Below are 24,840 nucleotides of genomic sequence, written 5' to 3'. Positions count from 1 at the left end.
ATAAAACTCCTATCTGCCGCGCGGATCGAGCCGGTCGCGGACATGATCGCCGATAAGGTTGATGGAAAGGACGAGCAGGAACAGAGCGAGGCCTGGAAATGTCGCTATCCACCACGCAGAGGCGACATAGTTGCGCCCCGTTGAAAGCATCGCGCCCCAGCTTGCGGTTGGTGGCTGTACGCCTAATCCAAGAAAGGATAGTCCGGCTTCAAACAGCACCATCAGCCCGAACTCGAGTGTAGCAACGACAATAAGCGCGCCTGCAATATTGGGCAGAATGTGCCGCCACAAGAGACGAAACCAGCCCGCGCCCATGAAACGAGACAGGCGGACATAAGGCATGTTTGCAATTGAAAGCGTCTGCCCATAGGCAACACGCGCATAACGCGGCCAGCGTGTGAGCGCGAGTACGATAACGACATTGGCAAGGCTCGGCCCTAGAATGGCCACGGTGATGATTGCCAGAAGAATGGCGGGAACTGACAGAACCATGTCCACCAGCCGCATAATGATGGTTTCAGTCCAGCCACGATAAAATGCAGCCAGCATACCCAGAATACTTCCCAGAATGCCCGAAAGCACGACTGAGGAAACAGCAACCAGTAGCGAAATACGCGCGCCATAAATCAGGCGGCTTAAAACATCGCGGCCCAGTTCATCGGAGCCAAGATAATAAACGATACCACGGCTTTCAAAACCCGGCGCCTTGAGGCGAGCCAGGAGGTTCTGCTTGTTTGGATCCATGGGAGCAAACAAGGGCGCAAAAATTGCGATCAGGAGCAAGAGAACCAAGATCGCGAGAAAAGGGGAAACCGTGAGCGGTAGCTTTTTCGACCATTTGGCAAATGTACCGGATGATGAAGTGAGGGACGTCATGCCTGACCTCCCATCCGAATGCGCGGGTCGATGATACTGTAAAGCACATCGGCAACAAGATTGAGTGCAATTGCGGTGACCGCGCCCAGCAGAACAACCCCTTGAACAAGCATGAAATCCCGCGCGGCGATTGCCTGTACGGTCAATTGTCCGAGACCCGGCCAGGCGAAAACAGTTTCGACAATCACAGCTCCGGCCAGAAGATTGGCAATTTCGAGTGCTGCGACAGTCACGACTGGAATGGAAGCGTTGCGCAACAAATGACGAATAACGATGCGCGTTATTGGAACGCCCTTGGCATGAGCGGTGCGCACATAATCTTTTTCCAGTTCATCGAGAACTGCTGTACGCGCTACGCGAGCAAATGTTGCCATCGACAAAAGCCCAAGCGCAATGGACGGCATAATCAGGCTTGGCCAGTCACGGGCACCTGAAGGCGGCAACCATCCAAGCCAGACCGCGAAGACCATGATCATCAGGATCGCGCTCCAGAATGTCGGCATGGATTGCCCGGCCAACACAAAGCCCATAATGGCTTTTGATTCAGCCCGTCCCCGACGTACAGCCATGATAACGCCAAGCGGAATACCGAGGCCAATCGCCACGAGAAGAGCGCCTCCGGCAAGCATGAGAGTGTAGGGCAGGCGGCTTGCTATAAGTGTCCAGACCGACACATTTTGCACGTAGGAACGACCAAGATCGAAAGTCAGCAGACCGCGCAAATATTCGAGGTATTGAATGGCGAGCGGGCGATCAAAGCCAAGTGCCGAGCGCATAGCTTCAATATCGGCCTGTGTCGCATTCTGTGGAACAAGCAGCAGAACGGGATCGCCTGCGAGACGTTGTAGAAAGAAAATGAGCGTCATGACGCCGAGAATGGCGATCAAAGCCTGCACAATGCGGGTCACAAAAAAGGCTGGCACGCGTCTATAGTTCCCTTGTTATTTTTATTTAGAGCCGGCGCATGACTGCGCCGGCCTTTGGCTTTTTAGTCCTGCCAGCTCATGCGGTTCAGGAAGAGGCTTTCATTTGCGGTTGGTTTCCACTGAAGCTGCTTTGCCGCGCCATAAATAATCGCAGCCTGATAAAGCGGCACGAGTGGGACTTCCTGGGCAACAAACGTGCTGACGGTCTTGTAGTTTTCAAGGCGGGTCTTTTCGTCCAGAGTGCCGCGTGCGGCTTCCAGTGCCTTGTTGATCTCAGGATTGTTCGTCGACGACCATGAACTTGAAGAATGCAGCAACGGGAAAAGCACGCCGTCTGCATCCTGACAGGCACAGGACCAACGGCCAAAAGCGATAGCGGGCTGGCTTTTAGGTTCACTCTGCGCGCTTTTCAGATAGGTCGCCATATCGGTCATTTCGATGTTAACGGTAAGCCCCGTTTCGCCGACCATCTGTGCCACTGCCTGCACAATGCGCTGGTCGAAAGTGGGGGCTGTGGCGAAGCTTACTGCCTTGCCGGGTGCACCTGCATCCTTGATGAGTTGTTTTGCTTTATCGAGATCGTAGGCATAGCCTTCAATGCCTTCGACATAGCCGAAATGCGATGGCGTCACCATCTGGGCAACAGGTTGATCGACACCACCCAGAAGACCTTCAGTAATTGCTTCCTTATCGATTGCGCGCGCTACGGCCTCGCGGACGCGTTTATCATCGAAAGGCGGAAGATTTGGATTAAGCTTCACATAGCCGACGCGTTCGGTCAAAACAGAGAGCGGTTTGGCGTTTGCGGAGCCTTCGATCTGTGCTGCGAGATCGGCATCAAGACCAACTGCCAAATCGGTAGTGCCGGATTGCAGATTGGCAATTCGGGTTGCAGCATCGGGGACCGCGCGGAATTCGGCGGTTTTGAATGCGCCCTTGTCGCCCCAGTAATCGTCATTGCGTTCCAGTGCAACGGATACGCCACGTTGCCAATTTACAAATTTATATGGGCCGGAGCCAACGGGGGCGGCATTGAAAGCATCGTCGCCTTTGGCTTCCACGATTTTTTCCGGAACGATGGAAAGTTTAACGAGCTGGGCGAGGAGCGCCGGATAAGCACCGTCGGTTTTGACGGTTACCTCATGCTCACCTGTTGCTTCTGCCGATACGATCTTGTTGAACTGGCCGAGCTGCGGGCTGGCAAAAGCCGGGTTGATGATACGATTGATGCTGAAGGCAACATCGTTCGCTGTCAGCGGAGAGCCATCGTGAAACTTCACATCATCGCGTAGCTTGAAGACAATTTCCGTATCGGAATTGTATTTCCATTCGGTAGCAATCTGCGGAGCGATTTCACCCGCATCGCTGCGTGTCACCAGATTGTCGAAAATGTTGCGATAAACGTAGTAGCTGTCCGGATTCCATTGCTTGTGTGGATCAAGTGATGACGGTTCGTTCACAAGGTCAATAACTAGCTGATCCTTGGCAAAAGCCGTGGTCATTGCAAGCGGTGAACAGGCCAGAATGAGGCCTGCAATGGCGGAACGGATCGAACGGCTGACTACTTTCATATTTATAATGCCCCTGGTTTGTCCAAATGCGGTTCTGGACGAGATTGCTTCTCGGTTTTGTTTTTGCTCGCGTTGCGGCGGGCAGGTTTTGCGCCGACCATTGCTTCTGATTCAAGAAAGCGGTCGAGGAGATATGTTTCGAGTGCCGTGTTGGCAGCGCCAAACAGTTCCAGAGCTTCACTTTTTCGCCCTTCGATAATTGCACTGATTAACAGTGATCGATTGGCGGGGATTAGTTTCACTCGGCCTGTCTTTTCAAAGAAATTGACCAGTCGTACCGCACGATCCCAAAGATCGGTCAGCCAGCCGGAAACGATCGGCATGTTGAGACGGGTAGCAAGAAGCTCCAATATTTCACGTTCGTAGCGGCGGATTGTCGGAAGAATGTCGCCGCCAAGTTCATTGCGTTGCGTTAGCGCAAGATGCATTTCACCGAGCGCATTCAGCCGCTGGATGGAGGTCTCATCCAACACTGCCGCGAAAAGGAGTGGCTCCAAATGCCGTCTTGCTGCGCTTAGTTCACGGATTTCACCTGCAGAAATTGGTGTGACGACCCAACCGCTGCGCGCTGAGGACGATACCAATCCACTTGCTTTAAGACGTGCGAGCGCTGCGCGAAGTGCTCCGCGTCCAAGCGCAAATTCGGTTGCAAGTGCAGATTCCGACAGCCGTTCACCCGGTGCCAGAACACAGTTCACAATCGCACTTCGCAGCGCCTTTTCCGCCAAATCTCCCTTGCCTTCAAGCGATACGGGAGACGTATAGGCATCATTATCCAACATTTATAACTGACCTCTCAGTTTCATATTTTGAAATCTCTTTTATCTATTTTAAAGGGCATATTTTCTGTTCCTGATCGCTTAAGTGAAGAAATTATCTCCATATCGCGCTCCGAAAGAAACAGTGTCATGTTGCCTTCACTGTTCCTATAAATCAACCATTTCTCTTTAAGGTGAAAAAATGAAATGACATTTTTCTATTGCGCGCAGTTTTAGAAAATACACCGGTTGCGGCAATTTCTATAAGGTGACAGTATCAATTATTAATATTGCAAATAATAAAACTGAGATGTCAAAATGACTCTTTGATTTGCAATTTGTTTTCCGCAGTCATGATAATCGGGGAAACCTTAGGGGAGATAATTTGATGCGCTTTAGAAACGCACTCTTCGCCGCACTGCTTGCCGCGACAGCTCTGGCGGCTTTGCCGCAAAATGCTGGCGCCAAGGATTTGTTGGCGGTGGATTTCATAGCAGAGCCAAGCTCGCTTGACCCGCATGTGCAGTGGAACACCGATAGCTTTAATGTTTATCGCAATATCTTCGATAACCTTCTCACCCGTGATGACAAGGGGGAAATTGCCCCGCAAATCGCAACGGAGTGGAAATATTTATCCGATTCAGAAATAGAGTTTAAAATCCGCAATGATGTAAAATTTCATGACGGAAAGCCGCTAACTGCTGATGACGTTGCCTTCAGCATCAAGCGCATTATTGATCCGGCCTTCGCAAGTCCGCAGATTGGTCAGTTCAACCAGATCAATGACGCTGTAGCTAAAGATGGTACGACCGTTGTCGTCACCACAAAGGGTCCTTATCCGGTACTGCTTGCACAATTGACCAAGCTTTCCATCGTGCCAAAGCATGTGGTTGAAACAGTCAGCAAGGATGAGTTTAACATCAAGCCCGTGGGCTCCGGTCCTTATAAGCTTGCAAACTGGAATCGCGGTGTCGAAGTACTGCTTGCGCGCAATGATGATTATTGGGGCAAGAAGGGTGAATTTCCTAAAGTTGCATTTCGTGCCGTGCCGGATGGTTCAACCCGTATCGCAAACTTGCAGGCCGGAACGACCGATCTTGTCAGTAATCTCGATAATGATCTAGCGGCACAGCTCGAAGCCTCTGGCCAGGGGAACGTTCTGCCAGTTCGCGGTGAACGCATTGCCTTTTTCTCGCTCAACATCAATAAAGCGCCGCTTAATGATCCGCGTATTCGCCTGGCTATCGCTCATGCGATTGATAAACAGGGCATCGTTGAAGGTATTCTCGGTGGCTATGACGCACCACTTGATGAGTTGACCTCTCCGGTTTCATTCGGCTTTGTCGAAGGCATCAAAGCGCCGGACTACAATCCAGAAAAGGCCAAAGAGCTTGTGGCTGAAGTGGGTGATGAGGCAAAAACTGAGATCACACTACTCACGACACCAACATACGATCAGCGTGTGGTGCAGGCAATTCAGCAGATGCTTAACGAGGTCGGTTTGAATGTAAAAATCGTTACCACCGATATGGGCAACTGGATGCAACAGATGCAATCAGGCGCCGATACAATTCCATCCGCCGCGTTTGGTCGGTGGAGCTGTGGTTGTCAGGATGCTGATGGTACGCTTTATCCGCTCTTGCACTCGTCCAGCAGCTGGTCGACCATCAAAGATGACCGTTTGGACAAGGCACTTGATGAAGCAAGAAACGTCATCAATCCTGAACGGCGCCTTGAACTTTATAAGTCTGTGCATGAGATTGTCGCTGCAGAAAACTATATTATTCCGCTCTATCAGGCATCAGTGATTTATGGTGCAGCCAAGAGTGTGGAGTTTACCCCGCTACCAAATGAGAACCTCTTCCTCAACCGCGTTGGCTGGTCGGAAAAATAAGTCGGATTAAGAAACCAGAAAGCCGGGCACATATGTAGTCCGGCTTTTACCGTTTCCAAGTTTCACCTCAGGAACACAATGCAGTGATTACAATTCTCGAAAATGCTAATGTCGTTGACGTTGAAAACGGTATTATTCTCGCCGACCAGAACCTCGTTCTGGAAAACGGTTTTATTCGCGAACTTAGCGAAGCCAAACCTTCGCATTCAGATGCCAACCGGATCGATCTCAAAGGCTCTTACGTTATTCCGGGTCTCATTGATGCCCATGTTCATGTTACAGCCTACACTGCCAATCTGGGTGAACTGCCTCGTCAGTCTCCAATGTATGTGGCTGCGCGTGCAGCGAAGGTGCTTGATGGAATGCTTTCGCGTGGTTTTACGACTGTACGGGATGTCGGGGGGGCAGAATTTGGTCTTGCGCAATCTGTTGAAGAAAGACTGATTTCAGGGCCAAGGCTTCTTTATGGTGGTAAGGCGCTTTCCGCGAGTGGTGGTCATGGCGACCATCGATCCGTGGGTGTAGATCGGTCCGATGAAACCTATGCTCAAGTGAGCCTTGGTCGACGTTGCGATGGAGTTGATGACGTTCGCCGAGCCGCGCGAGATGAAATTAGACGCGGCGCCCACCATATCAAAATCATGGCAAATGGAGGCATATCTTCGCCAACTGACCGCATCACATCAGATCAGTTTTCAGAAGAAGAGATTGCGGCCATTGTCGATGAGGCCAACATGGCCAATCTCTACGTGGTGTCGCATACCTATACCGCTCGTTCTGTTGCGCGTGCTGTGCGCAATGGCGTCCGCTCAATTGAGCATGGCAATCTTTTGGACGAAGAGACGGTCGCACTTATGAAAGGAGCCGGAAGTTATCTGACACCGACGCTTTCCTGCTTTCGTGCGCTTGCCGAAGTGGGTGCGGAGAGTGGCTTTCCAAAAGACCGAATGGACAAGATCAAGCTGGTGCTCGATTCTGGGCTTCATGCAGTCGAACTTGCTTACCGCGCGGGCGTGCCCATGGCTTATGGTACAGATCTCATCGGCCCGATGCATTCTCGACAGCTGCACGAGTTTGAATTGCGTGCTGACGTAGTCCCGCCGCTCGATCTGTTGCGGGCTGCAACAAGCACTGCAGCAGAACTCGTGCGCCTCGAACATGAAATCGGACACGTTAAGGAAAATTACCGCGCCGACCTCAATATTCTCTCAGCCAATCCGCTTGATAAGGGGGTTCTGGAGAGTTTTGCCGATCATCTGCAGCTCGTCATCCAAGGTGGCGCAGTCGTCAAAAGCTACCTTTCATAGCTTTCGAAATGCTATCTCGCATTCTTCTGTAACCTGACTATCCCATTCGTTTTTATCGAGTGGGGTGAGTGGAAGAATGCGGGTCGCCCGTTTGGTGAAAGGAAACTTGGTGGCATCTGTCGAAGCAAAGCCGCCACTATCGACCACAAATACACCTTGCTCAGCCAGTGGAGTAAAGGATGTGCGGAAATGGTTGCTCGATTTGACGTGAATAATCGCCTTGCTTTCGAGATTGATGCTCATACTACGGAAAGCCTGGGTATCATATGCCTGAATGCGTTCTGTAACGATTACGATATGGCCGCCATCGCGAATACGAAGGACTGCTCCTAAACCGCCTTCCAGCAGTTCACCATGCAGATTTGCGCCTTCATTGCGGTAGCGAACCTCGGTAACGCGCTCCACAAATGCATCCACGATAAATGGTTCGCCGTTCTGCAAACGCCCCATGGCAACCCTGCCGCGATTGCCTTCGCCAATCATCTGAGCATCCAGAACCGCCTTGCCATCAACCATGAAACCTGCAGCAAAGGGCAGATCCTGCGCTGCTAGACTGGCGAAAACATCGGCGACATTAGCTACCCCACCCGACCCAGGATTATCGCCTGCGTCGCCAATGACGACGCGGCCTTTGACTGCACACGCATAGATCTCTGCTGCTGCTTCTTCAAATGAAGGTGCCGGGCGAGTGATTGCTTCTCGCTGTTGCCATATGACTTCGGCCATGTCGCGATAGGCCTTTTTCATAGCTTCTTCGTTGTTGCCTGTGACGAGAACCGAGCTTCCAACATCATCGGAATCCACATAAGGGAAACCTCCCATCACGACGACATCGGCCAGCCCGTCTCGAAGCTCGATTTCGTTGGAAAGCGCAACGAGGCTTTTGAAGGGCTCCGCGTCGCTGGTTTGAGCGCTCATGGGGGCCGCTACTGGTAAACGGAAGCGTCGCGTGCGCCAGGCGGTGGGATCAAGTGTCAACTGCATCAATTTTTTTCCGCGCGCATGTGTGTCGGCGTGCGGATAGAGCTTGCCGCCGATAACGACGTCAACAACCTGTGGCAACATTGGCTCGACATTGGCATGAAAATCGAGCGGAACCGCTATGCGGACATCAGGCCCGACGATTTTACGTACTTTGCGTGCAAGATCAGTTTCAGGTGTGGCTAGACCTTCAACGACCAAAGCCCCATGCAGCAACAGTGCTACAACATCGATCGGACCATTGGCGGCAATATGTTCCAGCGACCGAATGATTTCAGCCACGATCCGATGGTAACTTTCTGCTTCAAGCGTTCCGCCGGGCAGGCACCCTGTACATACGCCATAAGCAATCTCGTAACCGGCTTCATCAAGCGCTTCAGTTACTCCGCCGAGCCAATTGCTGGTCGAGCCGAATTCACGCCTTACATCTTCGCCCTGAAAATATTGCGCTGATAGGAAGCCGTCATAGTTTGCTTTGACAGGTGTGAATGCATTGGCTTCGTGAAAGAGTTGTATAACGGCAGCACGGGGCATCGACTTTCCTTTAGTTACGATCAGACTTCACGACTGTCCTGCCATCGCAGATAGGGCAGAATGAAGCGCGCCGTTCGGCTAACAATTGGGTGAAATGCTACTTGTGGGATTGGTGTCGGGCGTAGGGCAAGTTGATTGTCAGCGACACCACACACCGCGTCTGCGATTACATCCGCCATGGCACAAGCAAGTGCCAGTCCGCGACCGTTACAGCCAATCCAGCTGTAAAGACCGTCTTCGCGTCTGTGTAGATGCGGTAAACGATCAACCGTCATGGCGATACGGCCACCCCAGAAGGCTTTCACTGTGTTGCGCGGCAGGCAAGGGAAAAGTTCGTGCAAACGACGGTCGACCATCTTGGGCAGCCGATATGCTGCACCGGCCTGAATGGCAAGCGCGCCGCCAGAAACCAGTCGTCCCTCACGATCCTTACGGAAGTAACGGAGGTCAAAGCGGGTGTCCGACGATGCTTCATTGCCCGGCAGGATTGTATGAGCCAAGTCACCTAGAGGCTCAGTAGCTACTTGGTAAGAGGTAACGGGGACAATGGAACGCTGAAGCTCTGGCCAGAGATTACCAGTGTGTGCTGCGGTTGCGAGCACGACTTTTTCAGCGTGAATTTCGCCGTTTGGAGTCTTGATCTGCCAGCCTGTATGCGTTCGCTTCAGATTAAGTGCTGGGCTTTGCTCGTATATTGCAACACCTTCTGAAGCTGCACCACGCGCAAGCCCAACTGTAAATGCATATGGGTTGATGTGACCGCCGCCACGATGTTCCCAACCCCCATCATAGGCTTTGGTGCCTAGCCGTTCAGTCATCTCATCATGAGAAATAGTTCCAGTTGGTGCGCCTACTTCTGCCCATTGTGCTGCGAGCGCTGAAACGCGTTTGAAACGGCCAGGACTGTGCGCTGGTTGCAGCCATCCAGCACGGCTTAAATCGCAATCAATGCTGTAACGGTCGGCCAAGGCATAAAGTTTGTCGGCCGCACCTTTTACGAGCTCGATAAATTTTTCGGCTTGTTCTCCCGGCCAAATATTCCGCAACGCGTTTGGACCGTGGCGTGTTAGCGCTGAGATAACCTGTCCATTGGCGCGACCAGAAGCACCATGACCCACTTTGGCAGCTTCGAGCACCGTGACCTTTCGACCGCGTCTCGCAAGCTCGATAGCTGCGGCCAGACCAGCAATTCCGCCGCCGATGATAGCGATCTCGGTGTGAGCCGCCCCTTCAAGTGGGTTGCTCTCAAATGTCTCGCGTGAAAGTGTCATCCATAGTGGTGACGGCTTATCTGATGGCCAGGATTTCATGCGCGTACCATCGCTATTTCCAATCCACAACTCGCGCGCAAATCAAAAAGAGCATCACTGTTTCCCGTAAGGGTCAGGCGATCCTGCCCTGTTGAGACAATTGTGTCCGAAGAGTTGGTACTCGATAGCGCACCAAGTTCGGATGCGTTTGGTGTGGAAACCGATAGCAGACGTCGCGCTCCATTTGAGTGTTTTAAAGCGTCGGATAACCAAAGCAGCTCGGGGGTGTGATGCTGACAGAGTAAGCATTGATAGGAGGGCGTGACACTATCTTTGAAGCGACTTATCGAAAACCGTAACTCTCCAATATCTGTTTGCCGCGAAAAGTGCCGAACTGTTTCCATTCCGATCGAATTCTGTTCAAAGGTTTGAGCGTCGTTATCAATGTCTTTGCTCCGCAGAGCAACGCCGCCCAAACCTGATCCCTTATCGAGAAGCCTGCGCCACCTGGCATTGGCTTCTGTTGGCTCCACTATTGCGAGGATTTCAATATAGGAACCATCCAGCATAACACAGCGATTTGCGGTGCCCATGACAGCACTATGCTTTGCGATTGGCGTTACGGAGAACCCGATATTCTCGAAAGCTTTTCCAGCTTGAGCGAGATCACTTGCCAGAATGATAACGTGGTCGATGGGGAGATTGAAGCTCATGCTGCCACCGTCATTTTGCGAATGCCATAAATGCGGTCGACAATGACTAGCGTGATGATTGCCATAAGCAGTTGCAACGAACTTAATGCCGCGATTGTCGGGTCAAATTGATGTTCGAGATAGCTCAGCATAACGACAGGTAATGTGTTGGTTTTGGCGCTGGCGAAGAAATAGCTGACCGGCAGATTGTCGAAAGATGTGAGGAAGGAAAATAGCGATCCAGCCATAACGCCTGGACGGATTAGTGGCAGCGTGACGTGCCAGAAAACCTGTAAGGGATTGGCACCGAGGATGGCTGCAGCTTCTTCATAACGACGCGGTAAGTTGCCATAAACACCCGCAACCGTTCGCACAACGTAAGGCAGACAGACCACGGTGTGGGTAATGAGCAGCGCGGTGAAAGAAATGCCGAGCCCAAGCCAACTCATGAAGAAAAGCGATGCAAAACCGATCACGATCATGGGCATAGACAACGGCGATAGCAGAAAGGTCATGATCGCGCTCGCCCATCCAGCACGAGAACGCGCAAGATACAGGCAAGCTGGAATCCCGATGAGACTGGAGAGAATGGTTGCACCCAGACCGATCTTTAGGCTCACGATCATCGCATCGACAAAAGGCTGATAAGCGAAAATGTTCGCAAACCATTTTAGGGACCAACCGGGGATTGGAAAAGCGACATAACCGGCTGAGGTGAAGGAGACCACGACGACCACCAGAATTGGTGCCAGCATAAAAATGAAGAAGACCACAACGAAAATGGTTAGCGCTAAACCGGTCCAGTCTTTGTCAAATGGCTTCATCATTTCACGCTCCCCGCTGTCGCACGAGGCGAAGTTGCAGGAAGAGACACGCGACTGCGATTATCAGAAGGATTGTGCTCATCGCACTTGCCATGCCGAAATCGCGCGTGGTGTTGAATTGCTGATAGATCATCAATGGTAAGGTCTGCAAACCACCACCCAGCATTACGAGTGTCACGAAGCTACCATTAGCGATCATGAATACCAGAATTGCTCCGGTACCGATGCCGTCGAGTGAAAGTGGTAGTGTCACTTCCCAGAATGTTCGGAGGCGGCTTGCGCCCAGAATTTTTGCAGATTCTTCAAGGCGACGATCAATCCCTTGCAGAACCGTGCTGATAGACAGCACCATGAATGGAACCAAAACATGCACTAGCGCAGCGATGGTAATTTCAGGTGAATTGGTAAAACGCAAAGGCACTGAAAGAATACCAAGCTGGTCCACCAGCAGATTGTTGATGAGGCCGCGTCTCGCAAACAGAACCTGCCAACCGAAGGTACGCATAATGATGGATGTCAGGAGTGGTGCGATTAGCAAAAAAACGATCAGGCTTGCCCACCGGCCAGCCTTGCGCACCAGAAAATAAGCGACAGGATATCCAATCACCACGCATATCAGTGTCACGCCACCGGAAAGCAGAAGCGTTTCACCAATAATGCGCAAGTAGAACGGGTCGCTGAGCAGCGTGAGGTAGCGAGTGACCGTCAGATCACCTTCAGCATCGACAAAACTGCGGATGCTGTTGTCAAAAAGTGGAAGTACGAAGAATGCCAGCAGAAAGGCCAAAGCGGGCAGGGCAAGTAGCCAACCCGGCAGGGCCAGCCCCTTTGCTGAAATTGTGTCTGATGTTTCCGTCTGGCTCATATTTCCACTCCAAGAAGTGCCAAAGCACTGTCTTACTGGCCGATTTCCCGGTTCCAGCGATCAACCCATTCATTGCGAACCTGTGCAATCTGTTCATAGGGTGGGAAAGCGGTTTTCTGCCATGGTGTAATGCGCGGCTTCAGCTTCTCACTGTAGACCACGTCCACATTGGTAACGCCGTAATTCATGATATCAGCAAACTTAGTCTGGTTGGCTGCATCAAGCACTTCGTTAATGTAGTCCCAAGCGAGCGGATTGGCATTTTTTGGCTTTTGCACAGCAAGTCCGTTGAGCGAACCGCCTTCTTCAGGGTTGATGAAGTCGATCCAGGTTGCACCCGCATCATAATGGTTCCAGGTGCGACCATCGAAATAGATACCGATATCAGCTTCACCCGAGGACAGATGATTGAAAAAGTCGTTGGGGCTAGCCCAGTAGATGAGATTATCCTTCATCTTCTCAACAGCCTTGAAAAATGGGTCAACATTGTCAGCGCCGCCGCCGAGCGCTTTCGCCATCGCCCAGATGAGCATGATAGGGGTCACCGCGTAGCTAATCGATGGGATCGAGGCGACGAACTCTCCACTGGCAACACGGTCTACAAATTCGGCAAATGATTTTGGTGGGTTTTTCACCCGATCCTTATTGTAGGTAATGCCGGCTACACCATAATCGAACAGTGTGCCTTTGCCTTCGACGGAATCCGTTAATTCTTGTGGGGTTTTTGCAAGGTTCGGTAGTTTTTCGTGTGTAAATTCATCAACGAGCCCGGCTTTCGCGGCAGTTAAGGCGAGATCCGGTGTCATGATGAGCACGTCAAGTGGTGGCTTCTGAGGGGCTGCTTCTATCTGTGCCAGCCATTGTGGTGGGCCGCCGAGGGCAACGCTCGCTTTGGCTCCTGACTTGGCTTCAAATGGTGTGACGAAGCAGGTGCGAACCGCTTCTTCCCACACACCTCCAAATGCAGTGACGGTAATTTCTTTTGCACTCTGTGCTTGAGCAAAGCGGGGCAGATTACCAGCCGCGAACCCCAGTCCAAGCAGGGCACCGGAGCCGAGGAAGTTGCGTCTTGTCAAAATAGGCATTTCGGTTCTCCGATCAAAAGGGTCAGGTGTTTTCGAGCAGGTTTTCTACAGCCGATGCGAGAGCCGCATGTGCTGTTGATGTGGCGACTGCTGTTGCATCAATACGGGGAAATTCATCCGGCAATTTACTTAGAACGAAATCGAAGATGTCTTTGCGACGCCGCTGCCGTACGGTTGCAGGTAATGCAACCAATGCTTGGTTAAGTTGGTCCATCAGAGCTGGTTCAAAGACTTCATCCCACCGTCGACGCTCAGGTCCTTGGCTATCTGTTGACTTGCCTTTGGATGGGTTTAAACGGCACTGCCTGGTGGTTGTCGGATCGAGTTCTCCGTCTTTGATTGCTACGCCATAGTCGGCGAGGGCTGCGTCGACAGAGACGAAGCCGTCTTGAACATCCCGCATCACAGCTGCCGGGTCACGGTCATACGGATTGCCCCAGCCACCAGCACCCGGCGTTAGAAATGTAACTGTGTCGCCTGCATTGACGATTAAAACGTCTATCTTACCCAATCTGCGCTCATCGGGTTTACCGCGATTAACGATCAGCTCACCGGGTAATCCCGCTTTGCCGCCGTGGGCGCCCCATGGGCGAAACAGCAGACGCTCCATGCCACGTCCAAGCACATTGCTATCATCCGTCAGCACGCGGAAAGTCAGTTCCATGCCGCAACCGCCACGCCATTGACCTGCGCCACCTGAATTCGGGCGCAAAGCATAGCGCATAATCTCAATGCCGAGTTCTGCTTCAACCGTCTCGACGGGATTGTTTGCGAGGTTTGAGATGCCGCTGTCGCGACCATCAACACCATCTTGCCCTGAACGCGCACCGGTGCCACCGATCATTGGTTCAATCACCTGCACGCGGCGGCCACCCTTGCCATCGGGTTCAGCCATCACCACCGGAATAACGGTTCCGGATGAAGCTGCAGGCATGATCGCTGGCAGAGCTTGACCAAAAGCACCATTGAGTACGTCATTGACGCGAATGGCCGCTGCATGACGAACGCCCGTTGCAGCAGGTTCCTGCGGATTGACCAAAGTTCCTTCGGGCGCGGTGATGCGAACCGGATCAAGCAAACCAACATTGAGTGGGACTGTTGAATCAAGTGTGTTGACCAATGCAAGGACACGAAGCGTCAGCCATGCGTGCGGCCGTCCGCGCGATGGAATGTTCATCGCTGTCGCCACTTGTGGGTCGGTGCCAGTGAAATCGAGATGTACTCTGCCGTCGTCGAACGTCACCTTCAAGGCTATGCGGACGGGCAGTTTTCCTGCTGCATCGTCATCAAGATAATCCGAGAACTTATAGGTCCCGGCTGGGACTTTACTCAGTACCGAGCGGGCTTTTTCAGCAGCATAGGAAACAAGATCGATACTTGCGGTGGAAACTGCGTCGACACCGTGCTGCGTGATTGCCTGCTCGAAGCGACGGCGACCGGCAGCAAGAGCTGCGAGCATGGCGCGAATGTCGCCCATATTGGCTTCCGGTGTGCGGCTGTTTGCATCGAGAAACAGCTTCACTTCCGGCGACATTTCCCCTCGCTTCATCAGCTTGACGGGTGGAATGCGCAGGCCTTCCTGAAAGATTTCTGTATTGACCGGTGAGATGCTTGAAGGCACACGTCCGCCGACATCCGAGCAATGTACGAAGCACCATCCGTAAGCGACGATGCGGCCCTCATGGAAATAGGGTTCGATCATATGCAGGTCAGGCAAATGGGTCGCAAGACCCTCAGAACGGTACGGGTCGTTGGTTAGAATAACATCGCCGGGCTCAAGTTTACCGACTGCTTCAATAGTCGGACCGCATTCAAGCCCGACAAATCCTGAAACGCCAATAGAGCGAGGATAGGCGAAGAAACGACCATCGAGCCCTGCCAGCGCGCAAGCAAAATCGGCTGTTTCTTTGACGTAGAGCGTGCGTCCTGTACGCTGGAGCGTAAGACACATCTCTTCGCTGATGGCTGCAAGCTTGTTGCCTAGAATGGCAAGTGTGACCGGATCGAGTTTCATTTGGCCAGCCTTTCAAGATGCAAATTTCCGGATTTGTCGCAACGCGCAGTCCAGTTGGGCAGGACAACTGTGGTGGTGTCATCCTGTTCAATGATTGCAGGGCCAGTGATTAGATCACCATTCCCAAAAGAGCTGCGATTGAGCACTGCCGCATCAAGCCACGCGCCCTTATGGAATAGCGGGCGCATGCCTTTGGTTGCAGGAACACCGGTGCCCGCAGCAAAGTCAGGCGGGGCAATATTGGGGGTGACGCCGATCACTGCGAGACGGGCTGTGCCAAGCTCCACCTCGGCCTGTGTGTCACGAAAACCATAAATGCGTTCGTGTTCGCGATGAAAAGCCTCTGCAAGTGAAACAGGATCAGTTGCAACGTCGTTGAGGGTGACGCGGAGCTCATAGGCCTGGCCGACATAGCGCATGTCGGCGGCTTTTTCGAACAGGCGCCCTGTGCTCTGTTCTCCTTCCTTATCCAGCCATTCAATGCCTTCCGATTGAAGCAGCTTGAATGTTTCGTTCAGCAAGGCAGCACTTGCTTTGTCGAGTGGACGACGCAGGCTGCGAACGAAGTCGCGGCGTAGGTCCGCCGCAGCTGCACCCAGCGCACAGAACGTGCCTGCTGCAGGTGGAATGATAATATGGGCGATCCCAACTTCTTCAGCCAGAAGATTGGCGTGGGTTGGGCCTGCGCCACCGAAAGGCACGAGGGCAAAGGTCGCCGGATCAAGACCACGCGATGCGAGTGTCTTATATAGTTCAGTGGCCATGCCAGCTGTCGTTACAGCAAGCGCGCCTTCTGCGGCTTTTGCAGCTGCATTATCATCATCAAAACCAATACGATTACCGATGATCGTCAGCGCGTCTTTGGCGGCCCGACTGTCAAGCTGCATACGCCCACCGAGGAAGCCCATTGGGTCAATATAACCCAGTGCGAGGTAGCAGTCGGTGACGGCAGGCTCCACGCCTCCACGTCCATATGAAACGGGGCCTGGTGAGGCACCTGCGCTGCGAGGTCCGACTTTCAAAACACCATGATCGTCAACCCAGATGATTGAACCGCCGCCTGCGCCAATTGCGGAAACATCCACGACCGGCAGAACTAGCGGCAAGCCACCAATGTCGGTCTTGGTCGCCAATTGTGCGGCACCATCTTGGGCTACCGCTATATCTGAGGAGGTCCCCCCCATGTCGAATGTAATGATCGATCGCGCGCCGGATATTTCGGCAAGGCGGGCTGCTGCCATGACGCCGGAGGCAGGTCCGGAAAGAATGGTTTCAACCGGACGCTCTTGCGCAGATGAGAGGCTGAGTGAACCGCCATTGGATGCAGTGACAAGGATGGGGGCAGTCACCCCATCGCGGGCAAGTCCGGCTTTCAGTCCGTCGAAATAGCGTCCCATCAGTGGTTGGATATAGGCGTTGAGGCAGGCAACAAGTGTGCGCTCATATTCACGAATTTCAGGCCAAATGACAGCGGCGGAAGTAACTGAAAGACCATTTGATTTGGCAGAAATCTTCGCTGCAAGCTCTTGCTCGATAGCGGGGTTGGTATAGCCATTGATAAGCACAAGAGCTGCGGCCTCAACATCAAGCGCTTTCAGTTTTTCAGCAACATCTTCTAGAGCTACATCGTCCGGAAACTGTGAGGTTGCACCATGCGCGGAAAGCCTGGCGCCAATTTCGATGATACGATGGCGCGGGACGAGGGGCTCTTCCTTGCTGGCATGAAAATCGAAGGAGGAGGGCATGCGGCTGCGCGCGATTTCAAGAATATCGCGATAGCCTTCGCTGACGATCAAGGCGATTTTTGCGCCTCGACGCTGAATGATCGCGTTGAGGCCAATCGTTGTGCCATGCATCAGCGTATCGATTTGATCCGCCTTGCGATCGGCTTTTTTCAAAAGCGCCTGCAGCCCGACGATCAAAGCACGCGATGGCTCGTCAGGTGTCGACGGTTCTTTATAGTGGATCAGGCTTTTTTGGTCAGGATCGAACAGAACAAAATCTGTAAATGTTCCACCTACATCGATGCCAATACGGGCGCCATTCTTCTGCATATGCCAAGCTTTCAGTTTATTCCGGTGTTACGACGACGGCATCTTCTGATTTCCAACCGAGCGTAATTTCTTGATTAAGGTGATAGGCAAGCTCACCGAGGCTGCTTTCGGCTTGCCGATAGATGAAAACCTCACGACCCAGCGCGGGAATTTCGATCTGATATGCGGCGTAATTGCCACGGAAAACAGCGCCAACGACACGCCCGTCCAAGAATCCTTCGCCCTTCGCGACAGGCACGATGCGTTCTGGACGAATGGATAGCGTCAGTGGTTTCTCTGTTGGCTGCAGGGTTGCGAGCGGGATAGCTATTGAGCTCTGGGGGCCGGGTATGTGAAGTGCTGTGCCATCGCCAGATGTCGTGCCTTCAAAAATGTTTGAGGCGCCGAGAAATTCGGCAACAAAACGGCTTTGCGGTCTGTCGTAAATATCGCTCGGCGTGCCGAGCTGGAGGATGCGTCCGCTTTTCATCACAGCCACCTGATCGGCCATGGAAAGCGCTTCCTCCTGATCGTGCGTGACAAGCAAAGTCGTAATGCCAAGACGCGCCTGCACGGCCCGAATTTCGAACTGCATGCTTTCACGTAATGATTTGTCGAGTGCGCTCAGGGGCTCATCCAGCAACAGAATCTTTGGGTTGACCACAAGCGAGCGGGCAAGGGCAACGCGCTGTTGTTGACCACCAGAAAGCTTAGCGGGGTAGGTGTCTCCGCGACCGGACAATTGAATAAGATCGAGCATGGATTTGACACGCTCATCACGAGCACCGCGGCCAAGACCTTGCATCTTCAGGCCAAAGCCAATGTTCTCGGCCACTGTGCGATGTGGAAACAGGCTGTAATTTTGAAAGACCATGCCGAGTTGGCGCTGGTGCGGGGGAAGGGCGGTTACGTTGGTTGCACCGATTTGAATTATTCCGGCATCAGGACGCTCAAAGCCTGCAACCATGCGCAAGGTGGTCGTCTTACCACACCCCGAAGGCCCAAGTAGCGAGACAAGCTTGCCTGCTTCGATGGTCAGATCAAGATTGTCGACAGCAAGGCTTGAGCCGTAACGTTTCGTCAGAGTGCGCAGCACTAGCGTACTGGCTGTATCGCCTGGAAAAGAATTCATGAGGGCATCTCGCAATCTGCCCCTTTATTAACGCTAAAGACCATGTGCATTTCCAAAACTTACAATATATTGTAGCGCTACAATCGGTCTTTAGGCTGTTTTCGTCAAGGATAGGTTTTTTGCGATATAGCTTTTTATGAGTACAAAAAACCTTGAGAAGAGTGTCTCGTGAGAATAATTTGTGCAATAAGCCATGAATAACTTAGTCCGCAGCAAAAACGTTATAACGATGCAGTCAGTAGCGAAAGCCGCTGGCGTGTCGCCCATGACTGTATCAAACGCCTTTCGCTACCCTGAGCGGGTGCTGGAAGAAACGCGGCTTCGTGTGTTTCAAATCGCCGCTGAACTTGGCTATGTGCCTAATCACTCTGCGGGCATTTTGTCCTCGGGACAAAGCCGGGTTATCGGTGCTGTTATTCCCTCAATGAAGAATTCAAGCTTTTATAAATATGTGCGCGGAATGCAGGATCGCGCCGGTGAAAGCGGCTATGAACTGATCTTGAAACTTGCCGAAACTAGACAGGACGAGACGGCCGCTATTCAGACCTTTATCGGTTTGCGTGTTGCGGGAATTTCGTTGGTTGGTAATCAGCATTCCGAAGAGGCAATAGACCTTATCCGCAAGACGGAAACGCCGGTTGTAGAAGGTTGGGTCACGGACAATGTGCTTGATATGGCCGTCGGCTATTCAATGACCGATGCCACGCGTGCCATGGCGCTGTTACTTATTGAACGGGGTTGTCAACGTATCGGGTTTGTCGGTTATGGCGGCATCTCTGCCCGACGATATAGCGACCGTTTGCCAGCATTCCAAGCGACGATGGCAGAAGCTGGGCTAGAACATCATCGTGTCTGTTTTATAGATGAGGCAGATGGGTTTGGAGCGGGTCCGAAGGCGCTCGACGCATTGCGTCTTATTGATCCTGAGGTCGATGGAGTCATCTGCCCCACCGACATTGTTGCTGCTGGCGTAATTTTTGAATGCACCCGCTTGGGTTGGCGTGTGCCTGAACGGTTGGCGGTGACTGGCTGGGGTGATTATGAAATCGCATCCGAAATAACACCTGGTCTTTCGACCATACAGCCAAATGCCTATGAGATGGGTGCGAAGAGCATGGAGATGATCCTCGACCGTGTATCAGAAATTAAGGCATACGAACCCGTGCTTGATATTGGTTATGATGTCGTAAAGCGTGAGAGTGCCTAAAGCGCGTCTTTCTTTCTGAAAGATGATGCATCGATACCGAGCTTTTGCAAGCGCGCATAAAGGCTGCGTCGTGGGAGCTGCAGAATTTTCGCAGCCTCACCGACATCGCCGTTCAAGCGCTCCAGTGTTTCGCGCAAGACTTTCGCCTCAAACTGATCCATTTGTTCGGCAAGCGGCAACTGGTTTGCCTCTTTTGCCGGACTGCTCCCAAGCCCAAGAACAACCTGTTTGGCAAAATTGCGTAATTCACGCACATTTCCCGGCCAGTCATCCGAGTTCAGACGTGTTTCAACTGCTGCATCTATTGTTGGGCGCGGCTGGCCAAATTGGGCAGCAGCTTCATCAAGGAAATAGGAGAAAAGCAGTCCGATGTCCTTGCGACGTTCTCGCAAAGGGGGAACACGCAGCCTGACTGTTTCCAGCCGATACAGGAGGTCCGAACGGAAGCGGCCAGCTTTTACCGCATCTTCCAGATCGCCCTTCGCAGCAGCAATGATCCGCAGGTTCACTGCTCTCGGCTCACCAGTTGTGCTGGGCAATTCGCGCTCTTCAACAACACGCAGAAGCTTGCCCTGTAAAGAAGAGGACATGCTGTCGATTTCATCGAGAAAAAGCGTGCCGCGATCAGCATCGGCGATCCTCCCGCGCTGAATGCGATTGCCGAACAGCACATCATCCGCAATGGCATCGGGCAATGCCGCGCAGTCAATTGCAACGAAGCCGCGTGCATGACGTGAACTCCAGCGGTGAAGCAGCCGCGCCACGAGTTCTTTGCCGGTTCCCGTCTCGCCCTCAATCAAGACATCAACGTCGACACTCGCAAGCTGTCGGATTGTTTCACGCAGCCTTACCATGACCGGGGTTTCGCCAAAGAGCGGGAAGTCCTGCTCGGCTTCTGCTGCAGCCTTTCGCAGTCTCCGGTTTTCCAGCACGAGCCGCCGCATTTCTAACGCACGCCGGACGCTTGAGATCATGTGATCGGCCGCAAAAGGCTTTGCGATAAAATCAAACGCGCCTTTTTTGAGAGCCGCCACGGCCATGCCGATGTCTCCGTGCCCGGTCATCAGAATGACCGGCAGTTCAGGATCGCGCGCCAGCAACGCTTCCATCACTGCATGGCCGTCGATTTTCGGCATCCGAATATCGGTAACGACTATGCCCGGAAAGTCAGCGCTCAGATTGGCGAGGGCGGATTGTCCGTCCCCATAGGTTTCGATGTCGAGCCCGGCTATTTCAAAGGAATCCGCCAATGCTGTGCGAAAGGCCATGTCGTCATCGACCAACACTACGCGGAGTGGTTCTATGCCTGTCATGCTTGTTTTGCTCGCTTCACAATGGCTGCGAAGGCGGCACCTCCCAAAGGTGAAGGCACAATACGCAGGGTGCCTTCAAGTTCTGTCATAATATCGCGTGCAATGCCCAGACCGAGACCCAGTCCTTCAGGCTTGCCGGTCACAAAAGGGCTGAACACTTCATCGCCCAATGCGGGATCGATGCCAGGACCGTTATCGGCGACAGTCAGCGTTACGTGCTGGTCTTCTTCTGAGATGAATAAGGCGATGCGCGGTTTTGGTTGGTTTGCTACCGCATCAAGAGCGTTCTGAAACAGATTGACCAGCACCTGTTCGAGACGAACGCGATTTGCAAAGACCTGAAAATCGCACCCGTTCGGCGTTTCGAGCGTCACGCCTGCACTCCGGAAACGATCACCCATGATAAGAAGCGTGCCTTCCAGCAATTCATCCAGCCGGGTAGGGGCAAGTTCGCGATGTCCGCGCCGTGCAAAGCGCCGCATTTCCTGCGTGATGAAACCGATGCGAGCTGTTAGCTCCACGGTCGTTGAAAGATTGGCTGCAACTTTCTCGAGTTTGCCTTTGCCAAGATGATGTTGTGCGTTTTCCGCCAGTGTCTGAATGGTAGCCACTGGCTGGTTGATCTCATGGACGAGGCCGGCGGTAATCGAGCCCAGCGACGCGAGCCTGTTGGCTTGCGCAAGTTCTTCTCGCGCTTCGCGAAAGCGTTTATCCGCGCGTTCGCGCCGCACCATTTCCGCGCTCAGTTCTGCTGTGCGTTCGCTAACAGCTGTTTCCAGTGCCGCACGATCCGCAGCCAGACGTGCCGCACGGGTGATGCGCCAGTAAATCGCGCCAACAAGCGTCATGGCAATCAGAAGCACTGCAACGGTGATGAGGCGGGCCAGATCATGGGCAGCACGCATGGAAGGTGCGACTGCTTCGATATGCATGAGTTTAAGTTCGGTCCCGGCTATTGGCTCATCAACGGCGAGGAACTTGGAGCCAGATGGACCACGCATCATGTTTTCAGGTTCGAATGCGTAGTGGCTTGGCTGAAGGTCTGCGACGCTGAATTGTCCGCTCTGGCTGATTTTCGTACGTTCTTCGGCTGAAATGGGCTGGAATGACCGCAAATCCTCCGCCTTATCGGTCGAGGCGAGAATAATGCCGCGCGGATCGATAACGAATGTCTGGCCGGGATCGTTCGACCAGGTTCGCACCAGTCGGTGAAATTCAAACTTAACGACCACAACACCGACTGGATTAGCCTCATCGCCGATCCGTCTGGAAAGAAACAGACCGAAACGTCCGCTAAGATCACCAATGGCATAATATTCGGCGGCACCCGCCGACATTGCGCCCTGAAAATATGGTCGATAGCCGTAATTACGACCGACAAAACTCTCAGGCGTGTTTGCATTCGAGGAGGCTATCACCATGCCGTCGCGCTTGATCACATAGATGATCGGAGAGCCGATCTGTTCTGCAAGGAATTCGAGCTTTTCGTTCAATCGCGCTGTTGCGTCCCGCGAGCCTCCATCCAGAACATCGTGCAAATCGCTATATTCTTTAAGCACCACCGGTAGCAGGCGAAACTTGGCCAGCTCGCTGTCAATCAGCCTCGTCTGCTGTCGCGCAACAAGGGTCGCGTCCTCGCTCAACCGATCAAGCGCATCCGTCTCTGTCCAAAGTTTTGCGGCTGTCCAGAATATCGTTGCCAAAAGCACTGCCAAAGCAACGAGAAGGATTCTGGTCGCGTTCCACGATATCCTCATTTGTGCAGGATTATGCACTAATATTGAAAAAGTCACGCAGAATTTTACACAAAATCCTTTTCCGATTGTGTCAAAATTGAGATTAATTGAGTTAATTCAACAAACTAAACTTTTTAATCCCCGGCTATAGCGGTCGCAAATCTTGTCCCGCATTTTAGCGCCACTTCGAAAATGGGAGTTTCGTAGGGAGGAGCTAATCCGTGCAACCGCAAGAATATGATCTTTTTGGCGCTCAGTTTTCTGAAATTCAGGCGTGCGTATTTTTCTATGCGCAAACGAGCGAAGACCGAACCGGTCGAGGGGCACGGATTTAGAAACCCCACCATTTAGCAATCGCTTCGGGGAGGGTTCGGTTTCAAAGCATCTGAAAGATGCGCAGCGGACCACCCTGAAAGCAGTCAAAACACCCGGAACAAGCGCGGCTTCGCGCTCATACAACGGGTGAACCTCAAAGATCGAGAGATTTGAAGGAGCAACCGCATGGTCTCAATAACATCCGAACGGAGTGATGCGCAAAGCACCAATAGCCGGCTCAAATCCATCATCGGCGGATCGACCGGTAATCTTGTCGAATGGTTCGACTGGTATGTTTATGCAGCTTTTACTCTTTATTTTGCGCCGCATTTCTTTCCGTCGGAAAGTCAGACTGCGCAGCTTCTGAGTGCTGCCGCAGTTTTTGCCGTTGGCTTCATCATGCGCCCGATTGGTGCGTGGATCATGGGTATTTATGCCGATCGCAAGGGTCGTAAAGCGGGTCTGGCTCTATCCGTTACGCTGATGTGCGCGGGTTCGCTCATTATTGCAGTGACCCCCGGTTACGAAACCATCGGTCTTGTCGCTCCGGCTCTTCTGGTACTTGCACGTTTGATGCAGGGCCTGTCGGTTGGCGGTGAATATGGTGCGAGCGCGACTTATCTGTCCGAAATGGCTGGCAAGAGCCGCCGTGGTTTCTTCTCGTCTTTCCAGTATGTGACGCTTATTTCCGGTCAGCTTCTGGCAATTCTGTTGTTGATCGTGCTTCAGAGCACGATGGAAACGTCGGCGCTCGAATCCTGGGGCTGGCGTATTCCTTTCTTCATTGGTGCACTGCTTGCAGTTGTCGTTTTCTGGCTGCGTCGCGGCCTTGCTGAAACCGAAAGCTTCAAGAACGCAAAAACCAAGGATGCACCAAAGTCGGGCTTCTGGACGCTGATCAAGTATCACCCGAAGGAAACCGCGCTGGTCATGCTTCTGACCGCCGGTGGCACGCTCGCTTTCTATGCGTACTCGATCTACATGCAGAAGTTTCTCGTCAACACGTCCGGTTTCAGCCGTGAAATCGCCAGCCAGATCAACGCAATCACACTGTTCATCTTCATGTGCCTGCAACCGATCGCGGGTGCTCTTTCCGACAAGATTGGCCGTAAGCCGCTGATGGTTGCTTTTGGTGCAGCGGGTGTGTTGTTCACATATCCGATCTTCTCGACGCTTGAGCAGACGCGTGATCCGATCATCGCTGGTTTGCTGGTCATGGGCGCGTTGATCATTGTTACGGGTTACACCTCGATCAATGCGGTGGTGAAAGCTGAACTCTTCCCGGCTCATATCCGCGCACTTGGCGTGGCGCTGCCTTATGCTCTCGCCAACACATTGTTTGGCGGAACGGCTGAATATGTTGCGCTGAGCTTTAAGAATGGCGGCTGGGAACGCGGCTTTTACTGGTACGTCACTGTCATGATCGGTATTTCGCTGATCGTTTATCTTCGGATGCGCGATACCAGCAAAGACAGCCTGATCAAGGAAGACTAATAGATGAAAATGCCGGGCTAAAAGCCCGGCATT

General features: G+C 52.7%; 19 protein-coding genes. 4 read left to right on the top strand and 15 right to left on the bottom strand.

Going from position 1 to position 24,840, the window contains the following annotated elements:
* Positions 1–9: 9 nt before the first annotated feature.
* From CEV34_RS25215 to CEV34_RS25200, 4 genes are all read right to left on the bottom strand, one after another.
* Positions 10–876, bottom strand: coding sequence for an ABC transporter permease (locus tag CEV34_RS25215; RefSeq protein ID WP_007880156.1), 867 nt, complete (start codon positions 874–876; stop codon positions 10–12).
* Positions 873–1,799 carry an ABC transporter permease gene (locus CEV34_RS25210; protein ID WP_007880154.1) on the bottom strand — a complete coding sequence of 309 codons (927 nt, stop codon included), beginning with the start codon at positions 1,797–1,799 and terminating at the stop codon, positions 873–875. The genes CEV34_RS25215 and CEV34_RS25210 overlap by 4 nt, the downstream gene beginning before the upstream one ends.
* A gap of 65 nt (positions 1,800–1,864) precedes the next feature.
* Entirely contained in the window at positions 1,865–3,373 is a 1,509-nt protein-coding gene (locus CEV34_RS25205) for an ABC transporter substrate-binding protein (protein ID WP_007880153.1), read from the bottom strand.
* Positions 3,374–3,375: 2 nt separating this feature from the next.
* Positions 3,376–4,155 (bottom strand): GntR family transcriptional regulator, encoded by a 780-nt coding sequence (locus tag CEV34_RS25200; RefSeq protein WP_007880147.1) that lies wholly within the window; start codon positions 4,153–4,155, stop codon positions 3,376–3,378.
* Between the two features lie 364 nt (positions 4,156–4,519).
* On the opposite strand from CEV34_RS25200, the gene CEV34_RS25195 reads away from it, so the two are divergent.
* A complete protein-coding gene (locus CEV34_RS25195; protein WP_007880145.1) occupies positions 4,520–6,025 on the top strand; it encodes an ABC transporter substrate-binding protein in 1,506 nt (501 codons plus the stop codon).
* Between the two features lie 83 nt (positions 6,026–6,108).
* On the top strand, positions 6,109–7,332 hold the full coding sequence (locus CEV34_RS25190) for a metal-dependent hydrolase family protein (protein WP_007880144.1): 1,224 nt from the start codon (positions 6,109–6,111) through the stop codon (positions 7,330–7,332).
* Here the strand turns inward: CEV34_RS25190 and CEV34_RS25185 are convergent.
* Genes CEV34_RS25185 through CEV34_RS25145 form a run of 9 tightly spaced genes read right to left on the bottom strand, consistent with a single transcriptional unit; the run spans position 7,327 to position 18,742 of the window.
* Entirely contained in the window at positions 7,327–8,847 is a 1,521-nt protein-coding gene (locus CEV34_RS25185; protein WP_007880143.1) for a M81 family metallopeptidase, read from the bottom strand. The two genes, CEV34_RS25190 and CEV34_RS25185, sit on opposite strands and share 6 nt — an antisense overlap.
* Before the next feature lie 20 nt (positions 8,848–8,867).
* Positions 8,868–10,157, bottom strand: coding sequence for an NAD(P)/FAD-dependent oxidoreductase (locus CEV34_RS25180; RefSeq protein WP_094544748.1), 1,290 nt, complete (start codon positions 10,155–10,157; stop codon positions 8,868–8,870).
* Positions 10,154–10,810, bottom strand: coding sequence for a VOC family protein (locus CEV34_RS25175; RefSeq protein WP_007880139.1), 657 nt, complete (start codon positions 10,808–10,810; stop codon positions 10,154–10,156). The genes CEV34_RS25180 and CEV34_RS25175 overlap by 4 nt, the downstream gene beginning before the upstream one ends.
* Positions 10,807–11,616, bottom strand: a complete 810-nt coding sequence (locus CEV34_RS25170; RefSeq protein WP_007880138.1) for an ABC transporter permease — start codon at positions 11,614–11,616, stop codon at positions 10,807–10,809. The genes CEV34_RS25175 and CEV34_RS25170 overlap by 4 nt, the downstream gene beginning before the upstream one ends.
* A gap of 1 nt (position 11,617) precedes the next feature.
* Positions 11,618–12,478 (bottom strand): ABC transporter permease, encoded by an 861-nt coding sequence (locus CEV34_RS25165; protein ID WP_007880137.1) that lies wholly within the window; start codon positions 12,476–12,478, stop codon positions 11,618–11,620.
* Positions 12,479–12,510: 32 nt separating this feature from the next.
* Positions 12,511–13,563 carry an extracellular solute-binding protein gene (locus tag CEV34_RS25160; RefSeq protein WP_007880136.1) on the bottom strand — a complete coding sequence of 351 codons (1,053 nt, stop codon included), beginning with the start codon at positions 13,561–13,563 and terminating at the stop codon, positions 12,511–12,513.
* Between the two features lie 22 nt (positions 13,564–13,585).
* Positions 13,586–15,577, bottom strand: coding sequence for a hydantoinase B/oxoprolinase family protein (locus tag CEV34_RS25155; protein WP_007880135.1), 1,992 nt, complete (start codon positions 15,575–15,577; stop codon positions 13,586–13,588).
* Complete coding sequence (locus tag CEV34_RS25150; RefSeq protein WP_007880134.1) at positions 15,574–17,631, bottom strand: hydantoinase/oxoprolinase family protein; 2,058 nt, start codon at positions 17,629–17,631, stop codon at positions 15,574–15,576. The genes CEV34_RS25155 and CEV34_RS25150 overlap by 4 nt, the downstream gene beginning before the upstream one ends.
* Positions 17,632–17,647: 16 nt before the next feature.
* Positions 17,648–18,742 carry an ABC transporter ATP-binding protein gene (locus CEV34_RS25145; protein ID WP_007880130.1) on the bottom strand — a complete coding sequence of 365 codons (1,095 nt, stop codon included), beginning with the start codon at positions 18,740–18,742 and terminating at the stop codon, positions 17,648–17,650.
* A gap of 193 nt (positions 18,743–18,935) precedes the next feature.
* On the opposite strand from CEV34_RS25145, the gene CEV34_RS25140 reads away from it, so the two are divergent.
* The gene (locus CEV34_RS25140) at positions 18,936–19,949 is read left to right on the top strand and encodes a LacI family DNA-binding transcriptional regulator (protein ID WP_321179518.1); all 1,014 of its coding nucleotides are present in this window, start codon (positions 18,936–18,938) and stop codon (positions 19,947–19,949) included.
* Here CEV34_RS25140 and CEV34_RS25135 read toward each other — a convergent pair.
* Positions 19,946–21,262, bottom strand: coding sequence for a sigma-54-dependent transcriptional regulator (locus CEV34_RS25135; protein WP_007880126.1), 1,317 nt, complete (start codon positions 21,260–21,262; stop codon positions 19,946–19,948). The two genes, CEV34_RS25140 and CEV34_RS25135, sit on opposite strands and share 4 nt — an antisense overlap.
* Positions 21,259–23,019, bottom strand: a complete 1,761-nt coding sequence (locus CEV34_RS25130; protein ID WP_007880124.1) for a sensor histidine kinase — start codon at positions 23,017–23,019, stop codon at positions 21,259–21,261. Before CEV34_RS25130 ends, CEV34_RS25135 begins: the two co-directional genes overlap by 4 nt.
* Before the next feature lie 480 nt (positions 23,020–23,499).
* On the opposite strand from CEV34_RS25130, the gene CEV34_RS25125 reads away from it, so the two are divergent.
* A complete protein-coding gene (locus CEV34_RS25125; RefSeq protein WP_007880123.1) occupies positions 23,500–24,807 on the top strand; it encodes an MFS transporter in 1,308 nt (435 codons plus the stop codon).
* Positions 24,808–24,840: the final 33 nt, after the last annotated feature.

Source organism: Brucella pseudogrignonensis, assembly GCF_002252525.1.
Taxonomy (GTDB): domain Bacteria; phylum Pseudomonadota; class Alphaproteobacteria; order Rhizobiales; family Rhizobiaceae; genus Brucella; species Brucella pseudogrignonensis.
This window is presented reverse-complemented; position numbering and strand designations above follow the sequence as displayed.